This window comes from Streptomyces albidochromogenes (genome assembly GCF_005981925.1).
GTDB lineage: Bacteria > Actinomycetota > Actinomycetes > Streptomycetales > Streptomycetaceae > Streptomyces > Streptomyces albidochromogenes.
On sequence record NZ_VBVX01000023.1, the window covers coordinates 1 to 23664 of the forward strand.

Below are 23664 nucleotides of genomic sequence, written 5' to 3' on the forward strand. Positions count from 1 at the left end.
GGGGCGGAGCGAGCCGGGAGATCTCGTCGTGGGACAGGCCGAGCAGCCGGCCGGCGTCGCTCTGGCTGACGCGCCAGTCCTCGACCAGGGTCCGGGCGGCGTCGGCGAGGGCGTGAGGCGGGGTTCCACCGTTGGTGACACGGTGCGCTGTCGCTCTCCGTACGTCGCGCTGTACGTCGTACAGGAGCGCGGCGAACTCGGGTACGACCAGCTCCACGGTGATCGTGTCCGGTCGGAGGCCGTGCGCCCGGGCGACGGCGTCACGTGCCATGGTCTCGGCCTCGTCGAGGGTGCGGCACTGGGTGTGGACGGCGGCCTGCGGGATGTCGACGGCCCACCAGCGGCCGATTCTGTGCAACCGCGCTTGGGCCTGGTAGCCGGCGTTCATGGGCTCAGCCTCCTTGGGATTGCGGTGGCGAGGGGTGCGGTGGCGCGGATCGCGGGGCGTGAGTCTGGGACGCGGGTCGTCAGGGTGACGTCAGGGTGAAGAGGGCGGCGGCCGTGGCCGGGCTCGGGCGGCGGTGGTCAGCCGAGGCACACCCCGATCAGGCACACGTGCGCCGGTGACGCGGGCTCGTCCGCCGGTGCCTTGGGCAGGAGGCCCACCACGGTGCCGATGACGCCGGGGCGATCGGCGGAAGCCGGCGCTCTGGTCTCCGGAGCCGGGGCCGGGGGCGGGGCCTGCGGATCGTCGCGGTCCGTGGCGTCGGCGGTGCCGCCGCTGCCGCTGCCACCACCGCTGCCCCCGCCCGTCGCCGGTCCGGGGGCCGCTTCGGCTGCGGTCCCGGGCGCCGCCGTGGACGCGTGCTGAGCCTGCGCGCCCCTGGGCGCGGGGGCGGCGGCCCGGTCCGGGGCGGCGGTACGGCCTCGGCGGTCCGTTGGCGCGTCGGAAGACACGGCGGCAGTGCGGTGCTGCCCGGTGGCCGGGGCGTCCGGGTGCGTGGCGGGGTCCTGTGCGCTGCGCGGCTTTCGCTGCTCGGACGACGAGTCGTCCGCCGCTGCTCCGGGCGTGGTCGACGCGCTCACCGGCTCCGGCGGCGGGGCCGCCTGGGTGTGCCCGGAGGAGGGCCGGGTGGCCGACAGTACGGCCACGGTCAGGCCGCCGCCGAAGAGTGCGACGGCGGTGGCGGCCGCTGCCCGACGCCGGTGCTTCTTCCAGCGTGCGAGCTGCCGGCGCCGTGCCGCCCGGCCCCGGCCGGTGGCGGCCGTTCCCGCGAAGCCGCTGGACGCCTCGGTGCCCGGAGTGCCCGGGGCGTCCGAGGTGGGCGGGGCTTCCGGTGCGTCCGGCGTGGCGGTGTCGGCCAGGTGAGCGCCGGCGTGGCCGGGCGTCGGTGCGGGTGCCTCCGCGGACGCGCCGGGGAGCAGGTCGGCGGGCGGGGCGATGTCCGGAGCGTAAGCGCCGCATCCGGGACACACGAGGGCGCCGTTGAGATGCCGGCGGCAGGACGAGCAGTAATCCATCTGCGATCTTTCTGCTGACTGCGCCCCCAAGGACGCGCGACCTGTTCCAGTTCGCACGCGGGATCGCACGCGGGATCGAGCGGCGCTCACGCTAGCGGGGCCCGCCGAAGGTGCTGCGCAGCCCTTGTGAGGCTGCTGCGAAGATTTCTCGCCGGGCGACTGTGACAGGGAGTGACCGGCCGGGAGCGCATATCGCCCGCGACCGCTGCATCTGCCCAGGTCCGTGGCCCGCCGCCCGCACGCCTTGTCGGTCCGCCCGTACGCCTCGCCGGTCGGTGGGCACGGCAACCGGGCGGGCCCACCGGCACCAGGGGGCCCGTACCCCACCTGGCTCGCCGCGGCGTCGCCGGTCAGCGGGCGTCGGCCCCGTACATCTCCGTCAGGTCGCGCGTGTGGTGCGGGGCGGCGCCGTACTGCGGCATCTCCACCGGATCCCCCCTGACTCCGTGCCGCGCAGCCGCACCACGCCCGGGACGGTCGCGCCAGCGCCACGGCCGTGGGACGGCAGGACGGTCACGGAACCCACCCGAACGGTTGTGCCTGGTTACGGCCCCCAACGCACCGCGTCAGAAAGCCTCCTGACGAACCGAACCACTGCGCATCCGATCGGTCGGACAACAACGGCCCCCGCCCGCGCTCGCGCTAGTGTGCGGGGGTGAGCCTTCATGTCGTTGTCGGATTCGGGCCCGCCGGGGCGGCAACTGCCCGGCTGCTGGCCGCACAGGGCCATTCCGTACGAGTCGTCACCAAGTCGGGCCGCGCTCCGGAGCCCGGCGTCGAGCACGTCGCACTGGACATGCTGGACACGGCGGACAGCAAGCGGCTGATCGACATCGCGCGGGGCGCCACCGCGATCTACAGCTGCGGCGCACCGCCGTACCCGCGCTGGGCGAGCGAATGGCCGCCGATGGCGGCTTCGCTCTGCGCGGCCGCCGAGGCGACCGGGGCGGTACTGGTCATGCTGGGCAACCTGTACGGCTACGGTCCGGTGGACGGCCCCATGACCGAGGATCTGCCGCTCGCGGCCACCGGCCCCAAGGGCCGCGTACGGGCCGCGGTGTGGGAGCTGGCACGGCAACTGCACGAACTGGGTCGGATCAAGGCGGTCGAACTGCGGGCGTCGGACTTCTTCGGCCCGGGAGTGACCGCCGGCGGGCACCTGGCGGAGCGGGCCGTCCCGCGCCTGCTGCGCGGCAAACCGGTCTCCACGCTCGGCGACCCGGACGCCCCGCACAGCTGGAGTTACGTCCCCGACGTCGCCAGGGCCCTGGTCGAGGTCGCGGACGAGGAGCGGGTCTGGGGCCGGGCCTGGCACGTACCGACGGCGCCCCCGCTCTCCACCCGGGAGATGGTGGGCCGCCTTGCCGCGCAGGCAGGCACCGCCCCCGTCGCGGTACGCAGACTGCCGCCGGTCGTGGTGCGCGTCGCGTCGCTCGTCTCACCGTTGCTCCGCGAACTGGACGAGATCCGCTACCAGTTCGACCGCCCCTTCGTGATCGATGCGAGCGCGTACGAGGCCGCACTGACGGTCCGGGCCACACCGGTCGAGGAGCAGATCAAGGCGACGTTGACCTGGTGGCGCGACCGGCTGAACGCCACGGGGTGACGGAAGCCGGCACCGACGCGCGCTCCGCCCCGCCCCGTTCGCGCACCTCATCGAACGCGGCATGGTGCAGGTAGGCCTCCTGGTCCGGGCGGAAAAGGAGTGCGACGGCCCTCCGTAGGCCGCCGGAGCCCAGCGCGTACCGTTCAAGCGGCAGCTTTCCCCAGGTCCCGAACTCCCCAACCGCGCCGCCCGCAACCGCCTTTGACGACGACCGACGGGGCACGGCACACGTGGGCCTTCGACGGGTGGCTGTGTGAGCGGACGTGCGCGTACGTATTTTCCCATTCGTACGCCTTCCGCCCTCCGCTCAGGACTACGGTGTCGCTTCACAAGAACTGCACGAGGGGGGACCTTGAGCAATCCGTACACGATCAGTCCGTCGTCTGCTCCTCAGCCCGCTGGAGGAGCACGGCCCCTGTCGAAGATGAAGCGCACCTACGCCGGCGGGGTGCTGCTCATGCTGGTCGGCTTCGGCTGCGGCAGTGTCGCCGGCGGCGACGCGGGGGACGAGCGAGTGGCGGCAGCGGCCGTGAAGGCCGGCCCTGGCCCGACCGTTACCGAGACGATGGCTGCCAAGCCGGCTGCCACGGTGACGGCAACCACGACAGCCGAGCCCCGAGCGACGGTCACGAAGCCAGGCCCGACGGTAACCGTCACGGAGACGGAATCCGCTGACGCTTACGACCTCGGCAGCGAAGAAAGCGAGGAGGGCAACTCGGCGGTCTACTACGAGAATTGTGCCGCCGCCCGCGCTGCGGGTGCCGCGCCGGTCCACCGCGGCGATCCTGGCTACGGCAACCACCTGGACCGGGACAACGACGGCACCGGCTGCGATTGGGGCTGACGCCCGACGCCTGAGCCGGGCCACCCGGACTGTTCTCGCTCCGCTGGGGGCACGGATGGGGCACGAGTGGCGGCAGTGCCACAGAACCTGCTGAGGTTCATGCTCCAGGTGGGCTGGAGGGTCAGAGAGGGATGATGCGGACCTGGCTGCCGCAGAGCTTGGCCATGTCGTCGCTGTCGGACGTCAGCAGGGCGACCGGTTTCGGCTGGCGGAGCGCGACCTCGGCGACCGTGGCGTCGATGGCGTACTTGTGCCCGTGCAGCCCGGCGCCTTTGAGGAGCTCAGCCGCCGCTTTCGCCGCCCGCTCGGTGACCGGCTCCACCTTGACACGGGACAAGGCCCATTTCAGGCGAGGCATGTTGGTACGGGAGTGGGTGACTTTGACGATGGTGTTCGCCCCAATCACCAGGTCAGCTCCCATGTCGTGGAAGACCTGCAGCATCGCGAGGAGCTTGCGGTCCTGCGCGATCCAGGCGAAGAGCCCTTCTGAGTCCAGGACAACGGTTTCGATGCGCTCGTTCACGCGGCGTCCGCGCCCTTGGAGGAGCCGTCTCCGCCAAAGATCTTCGCGTGGGCCTCGGCGAGCTCCTCGGCGCTGAAGCCTCCATGCTCTTCCTCGTGCCGGCGGAGGTCGTCGCCCAGAAGCTGGTGCCTGATCTGGCGGGCCACGGCTGCCGCCACATAGCCGGAGACGTTGTCCGTAAGCTTGCGGAGCTCCGCCACTTGATCGCTGGGGAGCGTGACGGTGATGCGAGTCGTTGAGGACATGCAGAAAGCATACTGGAGTATGCATAGGAGGGCTTGGGTTCCGCCTGACACTCGACAGTCGAGGTCGCACGATCGAATCGGCCCGGCTTCTGGCGTTCCAGCTGGTCGCGGCGGGATTGACAAGTCGCAGCGGGTCCCCTTGCCGGGCTGCTCGGTGAGCCCGGCTCGAACACCGGCCGGGGGCCGACCGTCAGGTACGGCCCCGCGGGGCCCCACGGCACGGCACACAGAACGAAGGCCCAGGTCTCAGACCTGGGCCTCATCATGGAGCGGGTGACGAGAATCGAACTCGCGCTCTGAGCTTGGGAATCACTGATCACTTGAGGGCAACCCTGGCCAGGACCTGCCGTAACGGCTCGACCGTCTCCAGCTGAACGATGCCGCGATGGCTCGCAGTGACCGCTGTTGGCCGGGCGTTCTGGTGCGCTTCTGGTGCACCGCGACCATGGCTCCCGCGAGATCGAGGAGCGGCGGGTGAGGACGTGAGACGACCAGGCTCAGGCTGTGTCCCTGTTCAGCGACAGCGCCTGAGTCTTGCCCTGACCTGGGTGTGGGCAGTCTAGGAGGGCCCGTTGTCAGACCCTTGGTCGATACTGGAAACCGAGTCGCAGAAGAGGAGGAAGAATGCCACCAAGTGGTGCATGACGGGCAAAGTTCTCTTGCCTGGACAAGCGCTGCGCAAGGAGGGTTTGGCTCGTAGCCTGGGACCATGTTGAAGCGAAAGCTGGTCTTCTACCGGTGGGCGTCCGTGGCTGGCCGGGACGAGTTCGATCCGGCAGCGGTTGCGGGGCGCCTGGCGCAAGAGATCAGTACTAACCGCGACCATCAGATGGTCAAAAAAGACGGCGTCATCACGGCCGTGGAAGTAGTTGATTCGGGAGGGGGCAGGGAGCCGGTCAAGTTTCGCGTGCTCGCCCTTCGGGGAGAGGAGGACCGTCCCTTCAAGTGGGATCCAGCCGCTTCGATCGGTCCGCTTTCCCTATTGGCTAATGAATACCCGGCAGATGCTACGCATGTAGCCATTTGGCCGGACGGGTATTGCGCGCATGACATGGGTAGGCATTCCCCCAGGCTTTCAAGGTTGTCATTCTTCCTGCGGCAGCGAATGCTGTCGTACGTGCAGTTCGAACCACTGTACAACGAGGATGCCTTTCGCAGGCTGGAAGAGATGGCGGGGCAATTCCGCTCATTTGACCTGGCGATGACGAAGCCGGAATATGCGACCCGAGACAGGGGTACTTTCGAGAAGCTGTGGCCGGCGGTTGCGGGGGAAGAACTTCCCTCGGTGCGTGTCAGCCTCGGCATGGGGCGATATGGGCCGAAGAATAGGTATATCGATCAGGATCTAGAAGATGAGTTGCTTGATCTTGCGGCGAACGCAAGTGATCTCCTGACGGGGATGGTAGTGCGTGGGCGGAATAAGAGGTCAGGGCGAGTTGAGCAGGTGAACTTGCTGACGGAGCGGCTGAACACTGAGGTCGAGTTGCCCCATCGGACTGACATTCCATCGGCCCCCCGCGTGGAGTCTGTATTCCATGAACTTGATCAGGCATACAAGGACTTCAAGCAGAGGGGTGTCTTCGAGACCACGTCGACTGCGGAGCTGATGCATAAACCATAGAACTTGACATTCAGGGGGCGGGCATGTCTGGGATCATGGGGAAGGTCAACCGGAATTGGTGGGTAATTCCCATCGTAGCTTTTGCGTGTGCGCTAGCCTGCCTCCTCGTCAACCTGGCGCTGGGGGGACCCCGTCTATTGGCGGGAGTGGACCCCGACTTGCGAAAGGATATCTACTCCTCTCTGACCGGTTCCTCTAGCGGCCTGCTCGGCTTTGCGCTGGCTGCGGTTGCAATCCTGTCTGCGTTTGCCCCAAAAGTTGATGCACGAGGAGCGAATCGTCGGAGAGAGAGGGAGATGGCGGACGCGCGTAGTGATATCGCAAAATGTCTGATCGTGACAAGCCTATTCCTGATGATGATTCTGGTCGTGTCGACGATTGCTATCGGAATTGATGCCGAACGTGGCGGGAATCGTCCGATCTCAATCACAATCATTTCTGCCGCATTTTCTAGCCTGGTTGGCCTGTTAATCTCTGGCCTGGGTGTGACGCTGTCAATTCTTGAGAGAAATAATCAGCCCCAACGAACGTACAGGTGATCAACGAGGTCGGTGGAGCGGGTTTGGCCGGTGGCCTGCCCGGTTTGGGGTCGAGCATGATCAGGGGGCCGTACGCTGGCCGGCAACTCGGGCAGGCTGTGCCCCTGCCCGGGATTTGAACGAGTGGCCCCCTGGTCTTGCTCGACGCGGGACCCGAACTGGGGAGGTGGCTAAAGCCGTGGAGCCGACCGCCCCAGCCACAGAGGGGTTTCCCACCTTCTGCCCGCTGCACGTAGCGCGCCGCCGGGCGCGGCCAGCCGGGGCGGAGACAGGAGGCAGGCCGCGCCGCAGAGGCGGCGCGCGCCCGCGCCGTGCGCGGGCCTTGATTAAGTAGGGAAAGTTCTACCGCGCTGGGCTCAGGCGCTTGCCGTCGTGGCTTCGGACGTGCGGGCCTTCCTCGTCCAGGGCGTCCAGGAGCCGAACTGCGTAGACCTCGGACATCCGCTCGGCTACTTCTTCGGGCGTGAGCCAGGCAACCGCGGTCGACTCGTCGGACGTGCGCTCGACGCCACCGGAGGGCTTGCAGCGGAAGACCAGGGCGACGATGCCCCGCGTCGTGTTCTTGTAGACGCCGGACAGCTCGTCCACCTCGACGTGGATGCCGGTCTCCTCCAACACCTCGCGCCTAACGCCCTCTTCGGGTGCCTCGGAAAGCTCCAGGACTCCGCCCGGAAGCTCCCATGTCCCGTTGTCTGCGCGGCGGATCGCCAGTAGCCGACCGTCCTCGCGCAGCACCGCTCCGGCTACAGACACGGAGTGCAGCGGCGTTGACGTGCTTTGCTGGGACCCGTTACTCATGTACAGGAGCATAGGAGGAAGTGAAGGACTATGGGAACTGCGGTGGGAGGTGGCAGGGCCGTACCTCGGTACGTGCAGATCGCCGACGAGATCGTGCAGCAGATCAGGGCGGGTCTCCTCAAGCCTGGAGAGATGGTGCCGAGTGAGTCCGAGCTGGTCGAGCGCTACGGCGTATCCGGCGGGACGATCCGCAAGGCCATGGTGGAGGTCCGGGCCAGTGGGCTCGTAGATACCCGCCACGGCAAGGGCTCGATGGTGAAGGACCGGCCGCCCGTACGGCAGCGGTCGTCGGACCGGTTCCGTAGGTCGCACAGGCGTGGTGGCAAGGCTGCGTACCTGGCTGAGTCTGAGCAGTCGGGCGCAACGGCGAAGGTGAACCTCCTGTACAGCGGCGCTCTGGATGCGCCCGAGGAGATCGCCGAACGGCTCGCCATCGAGGCCGGCACCCAGGTGCTCGCGCGGCGGCGCCTCTACTTCCGCAACGGGACTCCCGTCGAGACGGCTACCTCGTACGTTCCGTGGGACGTGGCTAAGGACATCCCCGAGCTGTTCGCTGAAAACCCCGGCCCTGGTGGCATCTACGCCCGCCTGGAGGATCACGGGCATGAGTTCGCCGAGTTCGTCGAGACCCTGCAAGCGCGTCTTGCCACGAAGGCGGAGGCTTCGGAGCTGGCTCTGAACCCGGGTGCCCCTGTTGTGCACCTCATCCGCAACGCGGTGACCGAAGAAGGGCGCGTGGTGGAGGTCTGCGACACGCTCATGGCCGCTGACCAGTTCGTTTTCAGCTACAGGATCCCAGCCACAGACTGACGCTCGCTCAACTGCCCTCAGCCCGCCGCGACTTCTTCGTCCCGGCGGGTTGACTCATGTATAGGAGTGATGCACTCTTCTTCATGTCACTCATATACATGAGTGGCGGAGTCCATCACCTCTGTAGGAGTGATCTCTGTGCAGTTGATCCCTGTAGACATGACCGGCGTGACCGTGATGGTCGCCCAGCCGCCCCGGCCGAAGATGAAGGACAAGAAGAACGGGCTCATCGCCGTCGACACCGAGACCGGCAAGCCGCTGATGGTGGTGGACGTGCTGTTCGTGGCGAACGGCAGCGCCGACGTCGTCACCGTCGCCGTCATCGAGGACGACATCTCTGGTGAGCTGACCACGGGCACGCCGGTCGCGCTTACCGGCCTGGTGGCCCGGCCCTGGGAGAACGACTTCAACGGGCAGAAGCGGCACGGGATTTCGTTCCGCGCCGCTGCCGTCACCTCGCTGGCGGCCTGACCGATGACCACCGAACAGGTCCTCGCGCTCATCAGCCTCGTGCTGATCGTCGCGGGTCTGCTGGCTCTCCGCCACCAGCGTCCCGTCTGGTACTGGGTCGCTTTCGGAGCCCTGGCAAAGCTGGCCCGGATCTCGATCACGTACCGCTCGGTCATGGAGGCGTGTGGCCTCACCGAGCCGCCGTCTCGCTTTCGGCTCACCGTCGCCGCCGCCACAAGGCGAACCCCCTCCCGGATGGTTCCGCGCCTGACTCGGGTCCGTATCACCGCCAGTGGCCTGGTGTTACGGATCAAGATGCAGCCGGGGCAGGAGGTGCACGACTTCGAAACGGCGACCGAGCGCCTGCGGCACTCTTGGCACGCGTACGCAGTACACGTCTCGGCGCTCTCTCCGGGCTGGCTTCAGGTCAAGGTTGTCGGGTACGACGTGCTGCGCAAGGTCGTGATGCCTCGCGCCGCAGAACCCAAGCTGCTGAGGGTCCCAGTAGCACTGCGCTCCGACGGGGCGGTGCATACAAGGGACTTCCGGACCGTTGCGCATGAGCTGGTGATGGGCGCGACGGAGTCGGGGAAGTCGGTGTACCTGCGCGGCCTGGTGGCGGGGCTCGCTCCCCAGCCTGTCGCTCTGGTCGGCATCGACTGCAAGTGGGGCGTGGAACTGGCCCCCTTCGCTTCCCGCCTCTCGGCTCTGGCCTGCACCCCTGAAGAAGCCGCGGACCTGCTTGACGCCCTGGTCGTGGAGATGACCGAGCGGTACGAACTGATCAGGACCGTTCAGCGTCTCGCGCCCGGCTCTTCTCCGGAGTCGATTACCTCGGACATCTGGGGGCTGCCCGACGACATGAGGCCGGTGCCTGTCGTCCTCTTCATCGACGAGGTGGCAGAGCTCTTCCTCACGGCGTCCGCCGCCGACGAGAAGCGCCGGGACCAGATGGTCACGCAGCTCGTGCGGGTCGCCCAACTCGGCCGGGCTGCCGGCATCTACCTGGAGGTGTGCGGCCAGCGCTTCGGCGCCGAACTCGGCAAGGGCGCTACCGCGTTGCGGGCCCAGCTCACTGGGCGAATCTCCCACCGGGTCAACGATGAGACCACCGCCAAGATGGCGCTTGGGGACATCAGCCCTGTGGCCGTTCTCGCCGCGACCAACATCGGGCCGGAACAGCGGGGCATGGCGGTGGCTGGTGACTCTTCCGGGGGCTGGTCCCTCGTCCGTACTCCGTTCATCGGTCTGGCCGAGGCGGTCGCGGTCTGCGATGAGCACGCGCACCTGACGCCCGGTCTCCCTGGACTGGAAGCGTTCCGGCCGATAGCGGCCCCCGACGCCTTCGCCCTGGTCCCGGACAAGGACTGACGCCATGCGGTCATCGTTCCGGCTGGACGCCGTACTCGTGCAAGCCGTGATCGCCGGTGCTCTGTCCTTCTCCCACCTGCACGACCTCGCTGAAGCGGCCGGGCAGGACGGTTGGAAGGCATGGGCCTACCCGGTCTCCGTGGATCTGCTGCTCGTCGCCGCCTGGCGTCGGCTGCGCAGCCTGCGGGACTCCGACGCTCCGAGGCGGGCCGCCTGGTCCTGGTTCGCTGTCGCCCTTGCCGCCTCCCTCGGGGCGAACGTCGCCACCGCCGGGTTGCTCGACCTTGGAGACGTACCGGACTGGCTGCGCATCCTCGTCGCCGGGTGGCCGGCACTCGCCTTCCTCGGCGGAACGCTCCTCGTGCACTCCCCGGACGCCGAGCGTGTGGAGCCGACGCCGCTCGAAACGGTCGAGGCCCAACCCGAGCTGGTACGGGAAGAGACCGCCGAGTCTGCGCCCGTCCCGGCCCCGGCACTGCCTGCTGCCTCGCCTGCCGTACCGCCCGCACTGATCACCCACGCACGGAAGCTCGCCGACGACCACAAGTCGGCCACAGGTCAGCCCATCGACACCAACACCCTGCGCGCTCGCCTCGGTGTCCCCGCCCCGATGGCCGACGCCATCGCCGCCCAACTCGCCTGACGGAGGTTCCGCATGTCCAGTTCCATCGGCGCTTCGATCCGCTTCCACCTGACAGACAAGCCGTTCGTCATGTGCCACGACTACGGCCCGAAGCGCACTCCGATTCTTGCCGTGCAGGACAAGCACGCGTCGTTCACCCTCTGCGCTCGCGAAAGCCTCACCCCGGCCGAGCACCTCAAGTTCGCGCGGGAGCTGCTCGAAGCCGCCACCGCCTACGCCGTCGCTGTCGAGACGTACACGTCCGCCCAACTCGCCTGAGAGGAAGTGAGCCTCATGCCTCGCAACCGCTTCTGGGACGTCGACCGCATCGGGCCGATCCAGATCGGAACCCACCGCGACCGTCAGGGCCGGGAGGCGCACGCCGCCGCCTGCACCGCTCCCGGCTGCGACTGGTCGGCCGACTACCTCAACCGCGCCGCCGCCGAGCTGGCCGCACGCACCCACCGCTGCAACCCCCGCTGAGAGCAGAGGAGATCACCGCCATGGACGTACCGCTCTGGCTCGCCCTGATCGTCGTCGGCGCACTCGGTATCAAGCTCGTCCGCCCGCCGCTGTGGTTGGTCGCCGTCCTGCTTTTGGGCGGCTACCTCCTCGCCGACAGTTTCCTGACCCCGGTCATCGACCCGCTCGCCAAGTAACCCGCCTGGAAGGAGAACCACCGTGTTCAAGCCCAAGTACCCGGCGCCCGACACGTACGTCCCGACCGCTCACACGCCCGCCCCGGTCGCGGTCGAGAAGTCTGCCCCGCCGGCACCCACGCCCGCTCGGTCCGGCGTCGTCGACGCTGCCCGCAGCAATCCCGCTGCCGCCGTGACCGGTGTCGTCGTGGTCGGCGTGGTGCTCACCTCCTCGCTCCTGGCCGTGGCCATCACCGGGCTCGCGCTGTCCATCAGCGGCGTCGTGCTGCTGCTCCTGGTCCGCCTGCTCCGCCAGGAACTCAACCGCTGACCGGCCTCCGGGTGGTGCCACAAGCCGCCAAGCATCGCCACCGCCCGGACGGCCTACGCAACCCCTTCCAACCGCGACGAAGGAGAACCGTGGACCCGCAAGCACTCGCCTTATCCCTGCCCCTGCTCGGCTGGGCCGCCCACTCCAGCTACCTCGCCCACCGGCTGGCCACCGCACGCCGCGACCCACTCACCGGCCTGCACACCCGAGCCGGGTGGACCGCTGCCGCCGAACGCATCGCCCGCCGTCACCGGGACGCGGTCGTCCTGCTGCTCGACCTGGACGACTTCAAGAACCTCAATGACTCGTACGGCCATGCCGCCGGGGATGCCGCGCTGACCACCACCGCCACCCGCCTCGCTGCCTGGTGCGGTCGACACGGCGTCGCTGGCCGTCTCGGTGGAGACGAGTTCGTCGCTGTGACCCCCGACGCTGACCGCACTGCGGAGCTCGACACGCTCGCCCGCTCGCTCAATGAGCCGTTCCCGTACGGCGGCCAGTCGCTTCCTGTCTCCGTCTCGGTCGGCTGCTGCCGCCTCGCGGAACTGGCCACTCGCACTCTCAGCGACGCGCTCACCGCCGCCGATGCCGCGATGTATGCCGCCAAGGGCACCCCCGGCCGTCGCGGCCCTCGCCCCGCTTCTCGCTGACCGACCTCCGGGCGGCGCACAAGCCGCCAAGCATCGCCGCCGCCCGGACGGTCCGGCCCCTTCCAACCGCAATCGAAAGGACCACCATCATGGCCCAGCACACCCATGCCCGGACGCGCGTTTGCCCCGACTGTGACGGCTTCCCCCTCGTCGCTATCGACACCGGCACCCGCCTCCCCGACGGCACCCGCGCCACCCTCACTGTGACCTGCCGCCGCTGCAGGGGCACGGGCATCACGACGGCCCCGGCCCCGCTCGCCCTCGGCCAGCGGAGGGCTGTGTGACCGACACCGCTACCCTCGCGGGCCTGGACCCGGACACCTTCGGCGATCTGCTGCGGGTGGCCGGGTCTCCGGGCTTCGACCGCTGGCGCGACCAGGTGCGGCGTACCGGCGGCTGTGCGAACCCGATCCACCTCACCGGCTGGACGCTCACCAAAGACAAGGCCACCGGCCAGGCTCTGCACCACTACTCCACCGAGGACGAGCCCGGCGGACGACTCCGCGTCGCCTGCGGCAACCGCCGCGCCTCGCGCTGCCCGGCCTGCGCCTGGATGTACGCCGCCGACACCTACCACCTGATCCGGGCGGGGCTCGCGGGCGACCAGGACAAGGACGTGCCGGCCACTGTCCGGGATCACCCGCGCGTCTTCGCCACGCTCACCGCGCCGAGCTTCGGTCCAGTCCACAACCGCCCGGATTCCGGCCGCTGCCGCTGCGGCACCCACCATGCTCCCGACGACGACGCACTCGGCACGCCGCTCGACCCGGACACCTACGACTACGCCGCCGCCGTGCTCTTCAACAACCATGCCGGGAACCTCTGGCAGCGCTTCACCAACCGGCTCCGCCGCGAGATCGCCGCCCGAGCGGGACTCACACAGCGGGAACTCAAGGAAGTCGTACGCGTCTCATACGGCAAGGTCGCAGAGTTCCAGAAGCGCGGGGCCGTCCACTTCCATGCCGTCGTACGCCTCGACGGGCCTGCTGGACCCAAGGACCCGCCGCCCTCCTGGGCCACCGTGCAGCTGCTGACCGACTCCATCCACGCCGCCGTCGTCCACTCGTACACGTCCATCACCGTCCCGGCCGCCGCCGACCAGCCCGCCCGGGAACTGCGCTGGGGCTCCCAGCTCGACATCCGGCCCATCCGCGCCTTCGAGGCCGGCACCGACATCACCGAACAGGGCGTCGCCTCCTACGTGGCCAAGTACGCGACCAAGGCAGCCGAGACGACCGGCACCATTGACCGCCGCGTCGGCAACCGTGAGGTCCTGGTGCTCCTCGAGGTACCGGACCACCCGCGCCGCCTCATCGAAGCGTGCTTCGACCTGGACGGCCTGTACCCGGATCGGAGACTGCGGGCCTGGGCGCACATGCTCGGCTTCCGCGGTCACTTCTCCAGTAAGTCACGCCGCTACTCGACCACCCTCGGTGCCCTCCGCCAGGTCCGCGCCGACTATCGCGCCACCCAGCAGCGCGAAGAGTTGGGCCTGTCCGACCCCGACCAGGACCCGACGGTCCTCGTGCTCACCGACTGGCAGTACGCGGGGCAGGGCCACACACCCGGTGAGTCCGTACTCGCCGCCTCCATCGCCAGAGATCTCCAGCTCAACCGCGAAACCGCACGCGAAGCCCTCGCCCTGGAAGGAGACCGGTCGTGAGTGACCACCTGCTGACCGTTGAGCAAGCCGCCGAACGCCTCGGCACCACCGTCCGCTTCCCCCGGAGGCTCATCGCTGAACGGCGTATCGCCTTCGTCAAGGTCGGCCGCCATGTGCGGATCGCGGAAAGCGTCCTGGACGCCTACATCAACGGCAACACGGTGCAGCCCATCAACCGTCGTCGTTCCCGCTACGGGAGGGCTGCCTGATGGGCAACAAGAAAGGAAGTCGCCGGCGCTTCGGTGCGGTGCGGCAGTATCGGTCCGGCCGTTGGACCGCCAGCTACCTGGGCCCGGACGGACAGGAGTTCCGCGCACCCGAGACGTTCGCGACCAAGCGCGACGCTGAGGTGTGGCTCTCACAGATTGAGGCCGACCTCTCGCGCGGTAACTGGCAGGACCCGGACGCGGGCGCCGTGAACTTCAAGGAATACGCGCTCCAATGGGTCGACGAGCGTGGGCTCGCTCCCACCACGGATGAGCTGTACCGCCGACTGCTGCGGCTGCACCTCCTGCCCACCTTCGAGGGCCTGGACCTCGACGAGATCACCGCACCCCGCGTCCGCACCTGGCGGGCCGAACGACTGGCCGCCACCGGCGCCGCGACGACCGTCGCCAAGGCGTACCGACTGCTCAAGGCTGTTATGGAGACAGCCGTCGATGACGAGCTGATCCGCCGCAATCCGTGCCGCATCAAGGGCGCGGGCAAGGAGTCGGCCGCCGAACGGCAGATCGCCACCGTCGACCAGGTCGACCAGCTCGCCAACGCGGTCGGGCCTCGCTGGCGGCTGATGGTCTACCTCGGCGCGTACGGACCTATGCGACCGGAGGAACAGGCGGAGCTCCGCCGAAAGGATGTCGACCTGGACGACATGACCGTCCGGATCCGCCAGGCAGCACCCGAGCTGACCACCGGCAAGCGGGCCGAGGGGCCGACGAAATCCGAAGCGGGAAAGCGCGTCGTGGTTCTGCCGGCCTTTCTGCGGACCGACCTCCGACGCCACCTCGACTGGTACGCCGAGAAGGGACCGGACGGACTTCTGTTCGTGGGGGAGAAGGGCAAGCCGTTCCGGCGTTCCACCTTCGGGCGGAAGTGGCGCAAGGCCCGCGCTCTCGTCGGCATGCCGGACGGCTTCCGGTTTTACGATCTTCGTCACACCGGTCACACCCTCGCGACCCGTTCCGGGGCCACGCTCAAGGACACGATGGTCCGGGCCGGGCAGTCGTCGGAGAAGGCCGCGCTGATCTATCAGCACTCAGATTTTGAGCGACAGCAGGAAGTGGCGAGCGGGCTGGATGATCTCGTGCGGGCCGCCCGCAAGAAGGCTGATCGGGGGCCTTCTGGTGCGGATCTGGTGCGCGACGCTTGAACTGGTCCAGACAACAAAGAAGCCCCGGGCCGATGGCCTGGGGCTCTTGCGTGGAGCGGGTGACGAGAATCGAACTCGCGCTCTGAGCTTGGGAAGCTCATGTTCTACCATTAAACTACACCCGCACAGCGGGCCGTTGGGTGGCGCCGCTTCGTCGGACAGTGTACCCCAGGTCCCGCTCCGGTGTGTGCGACCCGGGGTGCGGGGGCGGGTTTTCGTGGTGTCGGGTGGGCGTACCTTTGGGGGCGGAGTGCCGCCTGGAGTGGCGTCCCGTTCATCCCCTAATGTGGCCTTCTCGTCCACGCTTTGTTGGGGAAGGGACCTGATGGACTTGATGGAGCCCACCGTCGTCCGTTGTGCCGAAGGGCACGTGTTCAGCACCACATCGTTCCCGTTGCAGCAGCTCGGAGCCGGCCGCATCGGCCCGGGGCGGCTCATCCGCTGTCCGCGCTGTGCGCGGCTGCGGCACGCCGTGCCGGTGGTGCTGGAGCAGCGCTAGAGATCGGCCGGAGGCCGGAGCGGTGTGGCGCGCGGGGTCGTCCGATTGGGGCGGGCCCGCGCGCTCTGCGTATCCTCGGGGCGTGCTTCTCTCAGACAAGGACATCCGGGCCGAGATCGACGCCGGACGCGTGCGTATTGATCCGTACGACGAATCCATGGTGCAGCCCTCGAGCATCGACGTGCGGCTCGACCGCTACTTCCGGGTGTTCGAGAACCACCGCTACCCGCACATCGACCCGGCCGTCGAGCAGGCGGACCTGACGCGGCTGGTGGAGCCGGAGGGGGACGAGGCCTTCATCCTGCACCCCGGGGAGTTCGTGCTGGCGTCGACGTACGAGACGATCACGCTGCCGGACAACCTCGCCTCGCGGCTGGAGGGCAAGAGTTCGCTGGGGCGGCTCGGGCTCGTGACGCACTCGACCGCCGGATTCATCGACCCCGGGTTCTCCGGGCACGTGACGCTCGAGCTCTCGAATCTGGCCACGCTGCCGATCAAGCTCTGGCCCGGCATGAAGATCGGGCAGCTGTGCATGTTCCAGCTGAGCTCGCCCACCGAGTTCCCGTACGGCTCCGAGCGGTACGGGTCGCGTTATCAGGGCCAGCGCGGGCCGACGGCCTCGCGGTCCTTCCTCAATTTCCATCGGACGCAGGTGTGATGCCGGGTATGGGTGCATGGGTATGAGTGCTGTACGGGAAAATCTGACCTACGAGGGCTTCGGCAACGCCGTGCGTGAGCTCGCGCAGACGATCGCCGACGACGGGTACGAGCCCGACATCGTGCTGAGCATCGCGCGCGGCGGCGTCTTCGTCGCCGGCGGCCTGGCCTACGCCCTCGACGTCAAGAACATCCACCTGGTGAACGTCGAGTTCTACACCGGCGTCGGGACGACCCTGGAGATGCCGGTCATGCTGGCGCCGGTGCCGGACGCGATCGACTTCAGCAACAAGAAGGTCCTGATCACGGACGACGTCGCCGACACCGGCAAGACGCTCAAGCTCGTGCACGACTTCTGCCTCGACCACGTGGCGGAGGTCCGCAGCGCGGTCATCTACGAGAAGTCCCACTCGCTCGTGAAGTGCGAGTACGTGTGGAAGCGCACCGACGAGTGGATCAACTTCCCCTGGAGCGTCCAGAAGCCGGTCGTCCGGCGCAGCGGGCAGGTCCTGGACGCGTAGGCGGGCGGTACGCGGAGAGTACGCGAGCTACGAGAGGGCCCCGGCGCGGATGTCGCGCCGGGGCCTTCGTCGTGGGGTGGTTCCCGCGTCAGATCGTGCCGAGCTTGATCAGGGACAGCAGCGCCACCAGCTGGATCGCGGACGCGCCCAGCGCCTTCTGCCACGGCAGGTCGTGCGACTTGCTCACCATCGAGGTGAACAGGGCCCCCGCCGCCAGCCAGGTCACCCAGCCCAGTACCTGCACGAGACCGTTCTCGCCGCCCAGGAAGATCGCGAAGACCAGGCGCGGGGCGTCCGTCATCGACATGATCAGCATCGACAGCCCGACGGTCGGCTGCCAGGAGCCGTCACCGCCGAGCTGGCGGGCCAGCGTGTGCGTCACCGCGCCCAGGATGAGGCCGCAGATGATCACCGCGACGCCGGTGGTCAGGACGTACGGGATGGCGTTCGACAGGGTCGCGTTGATGGCCTCCTCGCGCGCCTTGTCGAAGCCGAAGACCGCCAGCAGGCCGTACAGGAAGGTGACGACCAGGGCCGGTCCCCAGACCGGGTAGTCGCGCGTCTGCCAGAACGTCGGGCCGGGGCGCAGCACGATGCCGCTCAGCAGCTGCTTCCAGTGCAGGCGCGGGCCCGCGGGCGGCGCGGGGGTGTTGCCGGAGTGGTAGGCGCCGCCGTCGCCGTACGGGTCGTCGATGCTGAAGGCGGTGGTGTGGCCCGGGTTGTTGTTCGCGGCGTACGGGTCACCGCCCCCGGGGCCGCCGCGCCCGCCCTGGCCTCCGTAGCCGCTCTGCCCGCCCTGGCCGTGGCCCTGGTGGGGGTGCGGCTCGCCGAAGTATTCGGGCTCGCCGTGCTGTCCGCCGTACTGCGGTGCCTGCGGCCACTGCTGCTGGCCGTACGGGGGCTGAGGCGATGACGCCTGCTGCCCGTACGGCGGTTGCTGCCGTTGCCGCTGCTGTTGCCGCTGCGGTTGTTGTTGCGGGGTGCGGTTGTCCCGGCCGCGTCCGATCCTGAATCCAGCCACGTAATCGAACGTACCTGGTCCGGATGCGCCGTATGCCGGGCCTGCCGCAACAGGCCCGGCTTTGCGGCCGAGCTGTGACATCCCCTAGGGGGTCCCTGACGGGTTGTCCACCCCTGTGCGTCGCCCACCCGCCCATGGGCGGGCGGGTGACGCCGGGCGTAGCGCGGTTGTCGCCGTGATCGTCAGCCGGACATGTTCGCGCCCAGGCGCGGCGTGCCCGCCGTCGAGATGCCCGCGGCGGTCAGGCCGATGCTGCGACCCGTGGTCGAGATCTTCGTGCCGTCGGAACGGAACGCCACGACGACACCGTCCTGCGCGTTCTCCCACGGCACGCCGACCGTCAGGTCCGCCTTGCCGTCGCCGGTCGTGTCGGAGAGGAAGACCTCGCCGCCGAAGCCGTCGAGCTTCTCGCTCGCGCCGGGGACGCCGGGGGTGTCCTGCTCGATCGCCTGGGCGCCCGAGGCGGAGAAGCCGTTCGGCGTGCCGTAGAGGACGGTGACCATGCCGGCGTCGGCCATGCCGTCGAGGTCCTCGTTGGCGGCGCCGACGGCCAGGTCCTGGAGGCCGTCGCCGTTGATGTCACCCAGGGAGAGTTCCCAGCCGAACCCGTCGCCGGTCTCCGAACTTCCCGGAACGCCGGGGCTGTCCTGCGTGATCGTGTCCTTGCCCCCGGTCGGGCCGCTCGCCGTGCCGTAGAGGACCTGGACCGCGCCGCCCTTCGCCACACCGCCGTCGCCGTCCCAGGTGTTGCCGATGACGATGTCGCCGAAGCCGTCGCCGTTGGTGTCGCCGATGTCGGTGACGATGCCCGCCGGGAGCTTCCTGGCGCCGGTCGTGGTCATGCCCGCCGCACTGCCGGGAAGGTAGTAGTTGGCGTTGTACGCGTACTCGCCCGGGCTGTCGCCTTCGTAGCCGTCGACGACCAGGTCGGTGCGGCCGTCGTTGTTCACGTTGCCGGCGGTGATGTTGAAGATGTCGTGGCCCTCGATCGCGAGGACCTGGGTGGTGACGGTGTAACGGCCGCCGGTGGCACCCGACTTGCTGATACCGCCGCGGTAGACGTCGATCTTGTTGTTGTCGGCGGTGAGGGCCAGGTCCGGCTTGCCGTCCCCGTTGAAGTCGCCCGCGGCCATTACCGAGCCGAAGTGATCGTGCCGGGTGGGCGTCGGGTCGGCGACGGTGATGCCGCCGGCCAGGCCGGTCGCGCTGCCGAATACGACGGTGACCGTGCCGCCGTCCACGTCCGAGCCGACGTCCTCGAAGCGCGCGCCGATGGCGAGGTCGGCGTACCCGTCCGCGTTGAAGTCGGCGGTGGCCGTGTGGCCGCCGAAGGCGTCCGCCTTCTCCGCCGAGCCCGGGACGCCCGCCGTCTCCTGGGTGAGCGTCTGGATCTTCTGGGCGCCCGCGCCGGCCGGGGAGCCGTACAGGACGGTCACGGCGCCCGCGCCGGCGTGGCCCTTGACGGTGGCTCCGGAGGCGGAGACCGCCAGGTCGCGGAAGCCGTCGCCGTTGAAGTCGCCCTGGAGCCCGGCGGGTACGGCGGCGGCCGCGCCGGCTCCGGCGACGAGCAGGCCGCCGGTGAGGGCGGCCGCGGTCGCGACGGCGAGGGTGGTGCGGAGGGAGCTGCGCATGCGGAGTTCTCCTGCGGCATGCCGGGACACGTGGTGCGCGTCCGAGTCAATGGGGTGCGATCGCCCGTGTTCGCCGGGAGTTGTCCTCGGGGACACGTGGTGATCAGCGCACAGGAGACCGCCGAGGGCGGCGGATGGTTGTACGGCGGTACGGATGGTTGTGCGGGCCGGGTCAGCCCTGCCCGGCCGAGAAGACCGCCGTGGAGAAGGAGATGGTCCTGCCGGTGGCCGAGGAGCGGTACGTGATGACGTCGGTCGTCTCGCCCCGGTGCGTACGCGTCACCGTGTCGGGCTTCCTGTCGCCGTCGAAGTCGGCGTGCCGCAGCACGTTCGTCACGGGTGCCTCCTCCCCGGCCGGCAGGGCGCTGGGCCGGGCGTCGACCGCTGTGAAGGTGTACGCGCCGCCGGGGCGCCCGGGGCCCGCCGGGCCGCCGAGCAGCAGCGTCGCGCGCTCGGCGGTGCCGGGCTGGTGCGGGCGGGGGGCGGAGACCAGGTCGTCGTAGCCGTCACCGTTGACGTCCGGTGCGCGGTCGGGGGCGACCAGCACCGGACCGGCGCCCGGGAGCGCTCCCGCGGCCGCGCGCGGGGCGCCGGCGCGGGTGAAGGGGCCGCGCAGATAGCTGAGGCGGCCGCCGCTCGCCGTCACGGCCAGGTCGTTGGCGTCGTCGCCGTCGAAGTCGCCGCAGACGGGGTGGCCGGGCCACTCGTTGCCGAAGCGGGCGCGGTCGGGGATGCGGAGCTTCACCGCCTTGCCGGTGAGGCCGTCCGCGCCGCCGAAGAGGATCTGGAGCGGTACGGGCGGCATGCCGGTGCCGTTGAACGGCGGGTCGGTGGTGACCACCAGGTCCGCGTAACCGTCCTTGTCGAGGTCGCAGGCCGCCTCGGCGTCGAACGCGGCCGGCAGCACGCCCCCGGTGCGGGCCGCGTTGCGGGCGGGCGTCAGGAGCTGGCGTGCGGAAGGGTCGAAGACGCGCGGGGGCTTCGCGCCGTACACGACGCCGATGCCCGCGTCGTCGCCCATCCGCTCCTCGGGCCCCTTGACCAGGTCGTTGAGGACGAGGTCGCGGTGGCCGTCGCCGTTGAAGTCCTCGGCGACGCGGCTGCCCCTGCCGTGCGGTACGGGGTGGACGGGCGCGGCGGCCTTGGCGGCCTTCGCGGCCAGGACGGTGGGGGAGGCGCCGGCGTCCGGGGCGTCGTCGCGGTCGGGGGAGGCGCCACAGCCCGCCAGCAGTACCGCGCAGCTCACTGCTGCCACCGCGATCGCTCTTCGCATGACCTACCCCGCCCGTATCGCCCGTTTCAGTTGCCACATGATGCTCTTTTTTGACCGCCGAGTTAAGTGGGACGTACGAAAGCGGCCGGACCTGCCCCCGAGGCAGATCCGGCCGCTCCCTTCTCGCGCGTACGTGCTACTTCGCCGGTTCGGGCTCCGGCGCGTCCTCGGACTGCGGCTCGTCCTCGGGTGCGGCCGGGGTCTTCACCGAGTCGAGGAGCAGCTGCGCCACGTCCACGACCTGGAGGGACTCCTTGGCCTTGCCGTCGTTCTTCTTGCCGTTCACCGAGTCGGTGAGCATGACGAGGCAGAAGGGGCAGGCCGTGGAGACGATGTCCGGGTTGAGGGACAGGGCCTCGTCCACGCGCTCGGTGTTGATGCGCTTGCCGATGCGCTCCTCCATCCACATGCGCGCGCCGCCGGCGCCGCAGCAGAAGCCGCGCTCCTTGTGGCGGTGCATCTCCTGCTGGCGCAGGCCCGGGACGGCCGACATGATCTCGCGCGGCGGCGTGTAGACCTTGTTGTGACGGCCCAGGTAGCACGGGTCGTGGTACGTGATGAGGCCCTCGACCGGGGTCACCGGGATCAGCTTGCCCTCGTCGATGAGGTGCTGGAGCAGCTGCGTGTGGTGGATGACCTCGAACTCGCCGCCGAGCTGCGGGTACTCGTTCGCGATCGTGTTGAAGCAGTGCGGACAGGTCGCGACGATCTTCTTCGACGTCTTGGGCTTCTTCGTCGCCGGGTCGTCGTCGTCCTCGCCGTACGCCATGTTCAGCATGGCGACGTTCTCCTGGCCGAGCTGCTGGAACAGCGGCTCGTTGCCCAGGCGGCGGGCGGAGTCACCGGTGCACTTCTCGTCGCCGCCCATGATCGCGAACTTGACGCCCGCGATGTGCAGCAGCTCCGCGAAGGCCTTCGTGGTCTTCTTCGCCCGGTCCTCCAGGGCGCCGGCGCAGCCGACCCAGTAGAGGTACTCGACCTCGGACAGGTCCTCGATGTCCTTGCCGACGATCGGGACCTCGAAGTCGACTTCCTTGGTCCACTCGACGCGCTGCTTCTTGGCCAACCCCCAGGGGTTGCCCTTCTTCTCCAGGTTCTTGAGCATCGTGCCGGCCTCCGACGGGAAGGCGGACTCGATCATCACCTGGTAGCGGCGCATGTCGACGATGTGGTCGATGTGCTCGATGTCGACCGGGCACTGCTCGACGCAGGCGCCGCACGTGGTGCAGGACCACAGCACGTCCGGGTCGATGACGCCGTTCTCCTCCAGCGTGCCGATGAGCGGACGCTCGGCCTCCGCCAGAGCCGACGCGGGAACGTCCTTCAGCTGCTCCTCGGTCGCCTTCTCGTCGCCCTCCATGGTCTTGCCGCCGCCCGCGAGCAGGTACGGCGCCTTGGCGTGGGCGTGGTCGCGCAGCGACATGATCAGCAGCTTCGGGGACAGCGGCTTGCCGGTGTTCCAGGCGGGGCACTGCGACTGGCAGCGGCCGCACTCTGTGCAGGTGGAGAAGTCGAGGATGCCCTTCCAGCTGAACTGCTCGACCTGGCTGACGCCGAAGACCGCGTCCTCGGCCGGGTCCTCCCAGTCGATCTCCTTGCCGCCGGTCGTCATCGGCTGGAGCGCGCCCAGGGCGGTGGAGCCGTCGTCCTCGCGCTTGAACCAGATGTTCGGGAAGCCGAGGAAGCGGTGCCACGCGACACCCATGTTGGTGTTCAGCGAGACGGTGATCATCCAGATCAGCGAGGTGCCGATCTTGATCATCGCGGTGAAGTAGATCAGCGTCTGGAGCGTGGAGACGCTCAGGCCCTCGAAGGCGAGGACGAGCGGGTACGACACGAAGTACGCGGCGTCGTAGCCGTCCACGTGGTGGATCGCGCCTTCGAGGCCGCGCAGCACCAGGATCGCCAGGCCGATCGTCAGGATGATGTACTCGACGAAGTACGCCTGCCAGGCCTTCGAGCCGGCGAAGCGCGACTTGCGGCCGGCCCGCGAGGGCAGGTTCAGCAGGCGGATCGCCATCAGGACGACGATGCCCACGACCGTCATCAGGCCGATGAACTCGATGTACATCTCGAACGGCAGGAAGCCGCCGATGACCGGCAGCACCCAGTCCGCCTGGAAGAGCTGGCCGTACGCCTGGGCGAGGGTCGGCGGCAGCGTCAGGAAGCCGATCGCGACGAACCAGTGCGCGACGCCGACGATCCCCCACCGGTTCATCCGGCTGTGGCCGAGGAACTCCTTGGCGAGGGTGATCGTGCGCTGCTTCGGATTGCCGGTGCGGCTGCCCGCGGGCACGGGCTGGCCCAGCTTGACGAACCGGTAGATCTGCGCGACGGCTCGGGCGATGAGCGCAACGCCGACCACGGTCAGGACCAGCGACACGATGATCGCGGCGAGTTGCATTGGGGGCTCCTCGGGCCTGCGAGGTGAGAAATACGGGGGACGGCTGAGCATCTTGCTGGGATTACTAAGCGGTAACTTATTCAGCCCGTGCTGAGCGTACCCATTTATGCCGCCGCA

Annotated in this window: 28 protein-coding genes and 1 tRNA gene; 19 read left to right on the top strand and 10 right to left on the bottom strand. The window is 69.0% G+C overall.

Annotated elements, in window-relative coordinates; genetic code table 11:
• Both E2E34_RS05290 and E2E34_RS05295 read right to left on the bottom strand, forming a co-directional pair.
• Window positions 1-388, bottom strand: a 388-nt coding sequence (locus tag E2E34_RS05290; protein ID WP_138900735.1) for a hypothetical protein, incomplete at its 3' end; no start/stop codon positions are given.
• Between the two features lie 137 nt (window positions 389-525).
• Window positions 526-1461, bottom strand: coding sequence for an SCO2400 family protein (locus E2E34_RS05295; RefSeq protein ID WP_138900736.1), 936 nt, complete (start codon window positions 1459-1461; stop codon window positions 526-528).
• 655 nt (window positions 1462-2116) lie between these two features.
• Here E2E34_RS05295 and E2E34_RS05300 point away from each other — a divergent pair.
• Together E2E34_RS05300 and E2E34_RS05305 are read left to right on the top strand one after the other, a co-directional pair.
• Entirely contained in the window at window positions 2117-3067 is a 951-nt protein-coding gene (locus E2E34_RS05300) for an NAD-dependent epimerase/dehydratase family protein (RefSeq protein ID WP_138900737.1), read from the top strand.
• A gap of 424 nt (window positions 3068-3491) precedes the next feature.
• Window positions 3492-3911 carry an excalibur calcium-binding domain-containing protein gene (locus tag E2E34_RS05305; RefSeq protein WP_138900738.1) on the top strand — a complete coding sequence of 140 codons (420 nt, stop codon included), beginning with the start codon at window positions 3492-3494 and terminating at the stop codon, window positions 3909-3911.
• A 121-nt stretch (window positions 3912-4032) separates the two neighbouring features.
• Here E2E34_RS05305 and E2E34_RS05310 read toward each other — a convergent pair whose 3' ends face one another.
• Both E2E34_RS05310 and E2E34_RS05315 read right to left on the bottom strand, forming a co-directional pair.
• Window positions 4033-4434: a DNA-binding protein gene (locus E2E34_RS05310; protein ID WP_138900739.1), complete on the bottom strand. Its 402-nt coding sequence runs from the start codon at window positions 4432-4434 to the stop codon at window positions 4033-4035.
• A complete protein-coding gene (locus tag E2E34_RS05315) occupies window positions 4431-4679 on the bottom strand; it encodes a type II toxin-antitoxin system CcdA family antitoxin (protein ID WP_138900740.1) in 249 nt (82 codons plus the stop codon). The genes E2E34_RS05310 and E2E34_RS05315 overlap by 4 nt, the downstream gene beginning before the upstream one ends.
• Window positions 4680-5388: 709 nt before the next feature.
• Between E2E34_RS05315 and E2E34_RS05320 the strand changes: the two genes are divergently transcribed.
• Together E2E34_RS05320 and E2E34_RS05325 are read left to right on the top strand one after the other, a co-directional pair.
• Window positions 5389-6300, top strand: coding sequence for a hypothetical protein (locus tag E2E34_RS05320; protein ID WP_138900741.1), 912 nt, complete (start codon window positions 5389-5391; stop codon window positions 6298-6300).
• A gap of 146 nt (window positions 6301-6446) precedes the next feature.
• A complete protein-coding gene (locus tag E2E34_RS05325; protein WP_138900742.1) occupies window positions 6447-6839 on the top strand; it encodes a hypothetical protein in 393 nt (130 codons plus the stop codon).
• Window positions 6840-7181: 342 nt separating this feature from the next.
• On the opposite strand, the gene E2E34_RS05330 is transcribed toward E2E34_RS05325, so the two are convergent.
• Entirely contained in the window at window positions 7182-7649 is a 468-nt protein-coding gene (locus E2E34_RS05330; protein WP_138900743.1) for an NUDIX hydrolase, read from the bottom strand.
• A gap of 18 nt (window positions 7650-7667) precedes the next feature.
• Between E2E34_RS05330 and E2E34_RS05335 the strand changes: the two genes are divergently transcribed.
• The 12 genes from E2E34_RS05335 to E2E34_RS05390 all read left to right on the top strand — a co-directional run bounded on the left by E2E34_RS05335 (window position 7668) and on the right by E2E34_RS05390 (window position 15541).
• Window positions 7668-8447 (top strand): GntR family transcriptional regulator, encoded by a 780-nt coding sequence (locus E2E34_RS05335; RefSeq protein WP_138900744.1) that lies wholly within the window; start codon window positions 7668-7670, stop codon window positions 8445-8447.
• Window positions 8448-8585: 138 nt separating this feature from the next.
• Window positions 8586-8918 carry an SCO3933 family regulatory protein gene (locus E2E34_RS05340; protein WP_138900745.1) on the top strand — a complete coding sequence of 111 codons (333 nt, stop codon included), beginning with the start codon at window positions 8586-8588 and terminating at the stop codon, window positions 8916-8918.
• Between the two features lie 3 nt (window positions 8919-8921).
• Window positions 8922-10268 carry an FtsK/SpoIIIE domain-containing protein gene (locus E2E34_RS05345; protein ID WP_138900746.1) on the top strand — a complete coding sequence of 449 codons (1347 nt, stop codon included), beginning with the start codon at window positions 8922-8924 and terminating at the stop codon, window positions 10266-10268.
• 4 nt (window positions 10269-10272) lie between these two features.
• Window positions 10273-10911 carry a DUF2637 domain-containing protein gene (locus tag E2E34_RS05350; RefSeq protein WP_138900747.1) on the top strand — a complete coding sequence of 213 codons (639 nt, stop codon included), beginning with the start codon at window positions 10273-10275 and terminating at the stop codon, window positions 10909-10911.
• 12 nt (window positions 10912-10923) lie between these two features.
• Window positions 10924-11169, top strand: a complete 246-nt coding sequence (locus E2E34_RS05355; protein WP_138900748.1) for a hypothetical protein — start codon at window positions 10924-10926, stop codon at window positions 11167-11169.
• Between the two features lie 15 nt (window positions 11170-11184).
• The gene (locus tag E2E34_RS05360; RefSeq protein WP_138900749.1) at window positions 11185-11373 is read left to right on the top strand and encodes a mobile element transfer protein; all 189 of its coding nucleotides are present in this window, start codon (window positions 11185-11187) and stop codon (window positions 11371-11373) included.
• Window positions 11374-11393: 20 nt separating this feature from the next.
• Window positions 11394-11549, top strand: coding sequence for a hypothetical protein (locus tag E2E34_RS35285; RefSeq protein ID WP_167518215.1), 156 nt, complete (start codon window positions 11394-11396; stop codon window positions 11547-11549).
• Window positions 11550-11571: 22 nt separating this feature from the next.
• Window positions 11572-11859, top strand: coding sequence for a SpdD protein (locus E2E34_RS05365; protein WP_138900750.1), 288 nt, complete (start codon window positions 11572-11574; stop codon window positions 11857-11859).
• An 89-nt stretch (window positions 11860-11948) separates the two neighbouring features.
• Window positions 11949-12509 (top strand): GGDEF domain-containing protein, encoded by a 561-nt coding sequence (locus E2E34_RS05370; RefSeq protein WP_138900751.1) that lies wholly within the window; start codon window positions 11949-11951, stop codon window positions 12507-12509.
• Between the two features lie 280 nt (window positions 12510-12789).
• Window positions 12790-14172, top strand: a complete 1383-nt coding sequence (gene repSA, locus E2E34_RS05380; RefSeq protein WP_138900753.1) for a replication initiator protein RepSA — start codon at window positions 12790-12792, stop codon at window positions 14170-14172.
• Window positions 14169-14381 carry an excisionase family DNA-binding protein gene (locus E2E34_RS05385; RefSeq protein ID WP_138900754.1) on the top strand — a complete coding sequence of 71 codons (213 nt, stop codon included), beginning with the start codon at window positions 14169-14171 and terminating at the stop codon, window positions 14379-14381. The genes repSA and E2E34_RS05385 overlap by 4 nt, the downstream gene beginning before the upstream one ends.
• Window positions 14381-15541 (top strand): tyrosine-type recombinase/integrase, encoded by a 1161-nt coding sequence (locus E2E34_RS05390; protein WP_208765150.1) that lies wholly within the window; start codon window positions 14381-14383, stop codon window positions 15539-15541. Before E2E34_RS05385 ends, E2E34_RS05390 begins: the two co-directional genes overlap by 1 nt.
• A gap of 51 nt (window positions 15542-15592) precedes the next feature.
• Here E2E34_RS05390 and E2E34_RS05395 read toward each other — a convergent pair.
• A tRNA-Gly gene (locus E2E34_RS05395) sits at window positions 15593-15666 on the bottom strand.
• Window positions 15667-15866: 200 nt separating this feature from the next.
• Between E2E34_RS05395 and E2E34_RS35290 the strand changes: the two genes are divergently transcribed.
• From E2E34_RS35290 to E2E34_RS05405, 3 genes are all read left to right on the top strand, one after another.
• Entirely contained in the window at window positions 15867-16040 is a 174-nt protein-coding gene (locus tag E2E34_RS35290) for a hypothetical protein (RefSeq protein WP_167368023.1), read from the top strand.
• A gap of 82 nt (window positions 16041-16122) precedes the next feature.
• A complete protein-coding gene (gene dcd / locus E2E34_RS05400; RefSeq protein WP_028810513.1) occupies window positions 16123-16698 on the top strand; it encodes a dCTP deaminase in 576 nt (191 codons plus the stop codon).
• Window positions 16699-16720: 22 nt separating this feature from the next.
• Window positions 16721-17218, top strand: a complete 498-nt coding sequence (locus tag E2E34_RS05405) for a phosphoribosyltransferase (RefSeq protein ID WP_138900755.1) — start codon at window positions 16721-16723, stop codon at window positions 17216-17218.
• An 88-nt stretch (window positions 17219-17306) separates the two neighbouring features.
• Here E2E34_RS05405 and E2E34_RS05410 read toward each other — a convergent pair whose 3' ends face one another.
• From E2E34_RS05410 to E2E34_RS05425, 4 genes are all read right to left on the bottom strand, one after another.
• Complete coding sequence (locus E2E34_RS05410; RefSeq protein WP_138900756.1) at window positions 17307-18239, bottom strand: Yip1 family protein; 933 nt, start codon at window positions 18237-18239, stop codon at window positions 17307-17309.
• Between the two features lie 182 nt (window positions 18240-18421).
• Window positions 18422-19870: an FG-GAP-like repeat-containing protein gene (locus tag E2E34_RS05415; RefSeq protein WP_138900757.1), complete on the bottom strand. Its 1449-nt coding sequence runs from the start codon at window positions 19868-19870 to the stop codon at window positions 18422-18424.
• 172 nt (window positions 19871-20042) lie between these two features.
• A complete protein-coding gene (locus E2E34_RS05420; RefSeq protein WP_138900758.1) occupies window positions 20043-21143 on the bottom strand; it encodes an FG-GAP repeat domain-containing protein in 1101 nt (366 codons plus the stop codon).
• 136 nt (window positions 21144-21279) lie between these two features.
• Window positions 21280-23547 (bottom strand): (Fe-S)-binding protein, encoded by a 2268-nt coding sequence (locus tag E2E34_RS05425; protein ID WP_138900759.1) that lies wholly within the window; start codon window positions 23545-23547, stop codon window positions 21280-21282.
• Window positions 23548-23664 lie beyond the last annotated feature (117 nt).

Excerpts from the sequence above, each read along its gene's own strand:
- E2E34_RS05295 (WP_138900736.1), bottom strand. The coding sequence starts at position 1,461 with ATGGATTACTGCTCGTCCTGCCGCCGGCATCTCAACGGCGCCCTCGTG.
- E2E34_RS05425 (WP_138900759.1), bottom strand. The coding sequence starts at position 23,547 with ATGCAACTCGCCGCGATCATCGTGTCGCTGGTCCTGACCGTGGTCGGC.
- E2E34_RS05335 (WP_138900744.1), top strand. The coding sequence starts at position 7,668 with ATGGGAACTGCGGTGGGAGGTGGCAGGGCCGTACCTCGGTACGTGCAG.
- E2E34_RS05315 (WP_138900740.1), bottom strand. The coding sequence starts at position 4,679 with ATGTCCTCAACGACTCGCATCACCGTCACGCTCCCCAGCGATCAAGTG.
- E2E34_RS05350 (WP_138900747.1), top strand. The coding sequence starts at position 10,273 with ATGCGGTCATCGTTCCGGCTGGACGCCGTACTCGTGCAAGCCGTGATC.
- E2E34_RS05355 (WP_138900748.1), top strand. The coding sequence starts at position 10,924 with ATGTCCAGTTCCATCGGCGCTTCGATCCGCTTCCACCTGACAGACAAG.
- E2E34_RS05345 (WP_138900746.1), top strand. The coding sequence starts at position 8,922 with ATGACCACCGAACAGGTCCTCGCGCTCATCAGCCTCGTGCTGATCGTC.
- E2E34_RS35285 (WP_167518215.1), top strand. The coding sequence starts at position 11,394 with ATGGACGTACCGCTCTGGCTCGCCCTGATCGTCGTCGGCGCACTCGGT.
- E2E34_RS05420 (WP_138900758.1), bottom strand. The coding sequence starts at position 21,143 with ATGCGAAGAGCGATCGCGGTGGCAGCAGTGAGCTGCGCGGTACTGCTG.
- E2E34_RS05415 (WP_138900757.1), bottom strand. The coding sequence starts at position 19,870 with ATGCGCAGCTCCCTCCGCACCACCCTCGCCGTCGCGACCGCGGCCGCC.
- E2E34_RS05360 (WP_138900749.1), top strand. The coding sequence starts at position 11,185 with ATGCCTCGCAACCGCTTCTGGGACGTCGACCGCATCGGGCCGATCCAG.
- E2E34_RS05320 (WP_138900741.1), top strand. The coding sequence starts at position 5,389 with ATGTTGAAGCGAAAGCTGGTCTTCTACCGGTGGGCGTCCGTGGCTGGC.
- E2E34_RS05330 (WP_138900743.1), bottom strand. The coding sequence starts at position 7,649 with ATGCTCCTGTACATGAGTAACGGGTCCCAGCAAAGCACGTCAACGCCG.
- E2E34_RS05390 (WP_208765150.1), top strand. The coding sequence starts at position 14,381 with ATGGGCAACAAGAAAGGAAGTCGCCGGCGCTTCGGTGCGGTGCGGCAG.
- E2E34_RS05305 (WP_138900738.1), top strand. The coding sequence starts at position 3,492 with ATGAAGCGCACCTACGCCGGCGGGGTGCTGCTCATGCTGGTCGGCTTC.
- E2E34_RS05405 (WP_138900755.1), top strand. The coding sequence starts at position 16,721 with ATGAGTGCTGTACGGGAAAATCTGACCTACGAGGGCTTCGGCAACGCC.
- E2E34_RS35290 (WP_167368023.1), top strand. The coding sequence starts at position 15,867 with ATGGACTTGATGGAGCCCACCGTCGTCCGTTGTGCCGAAGGGCACGTG.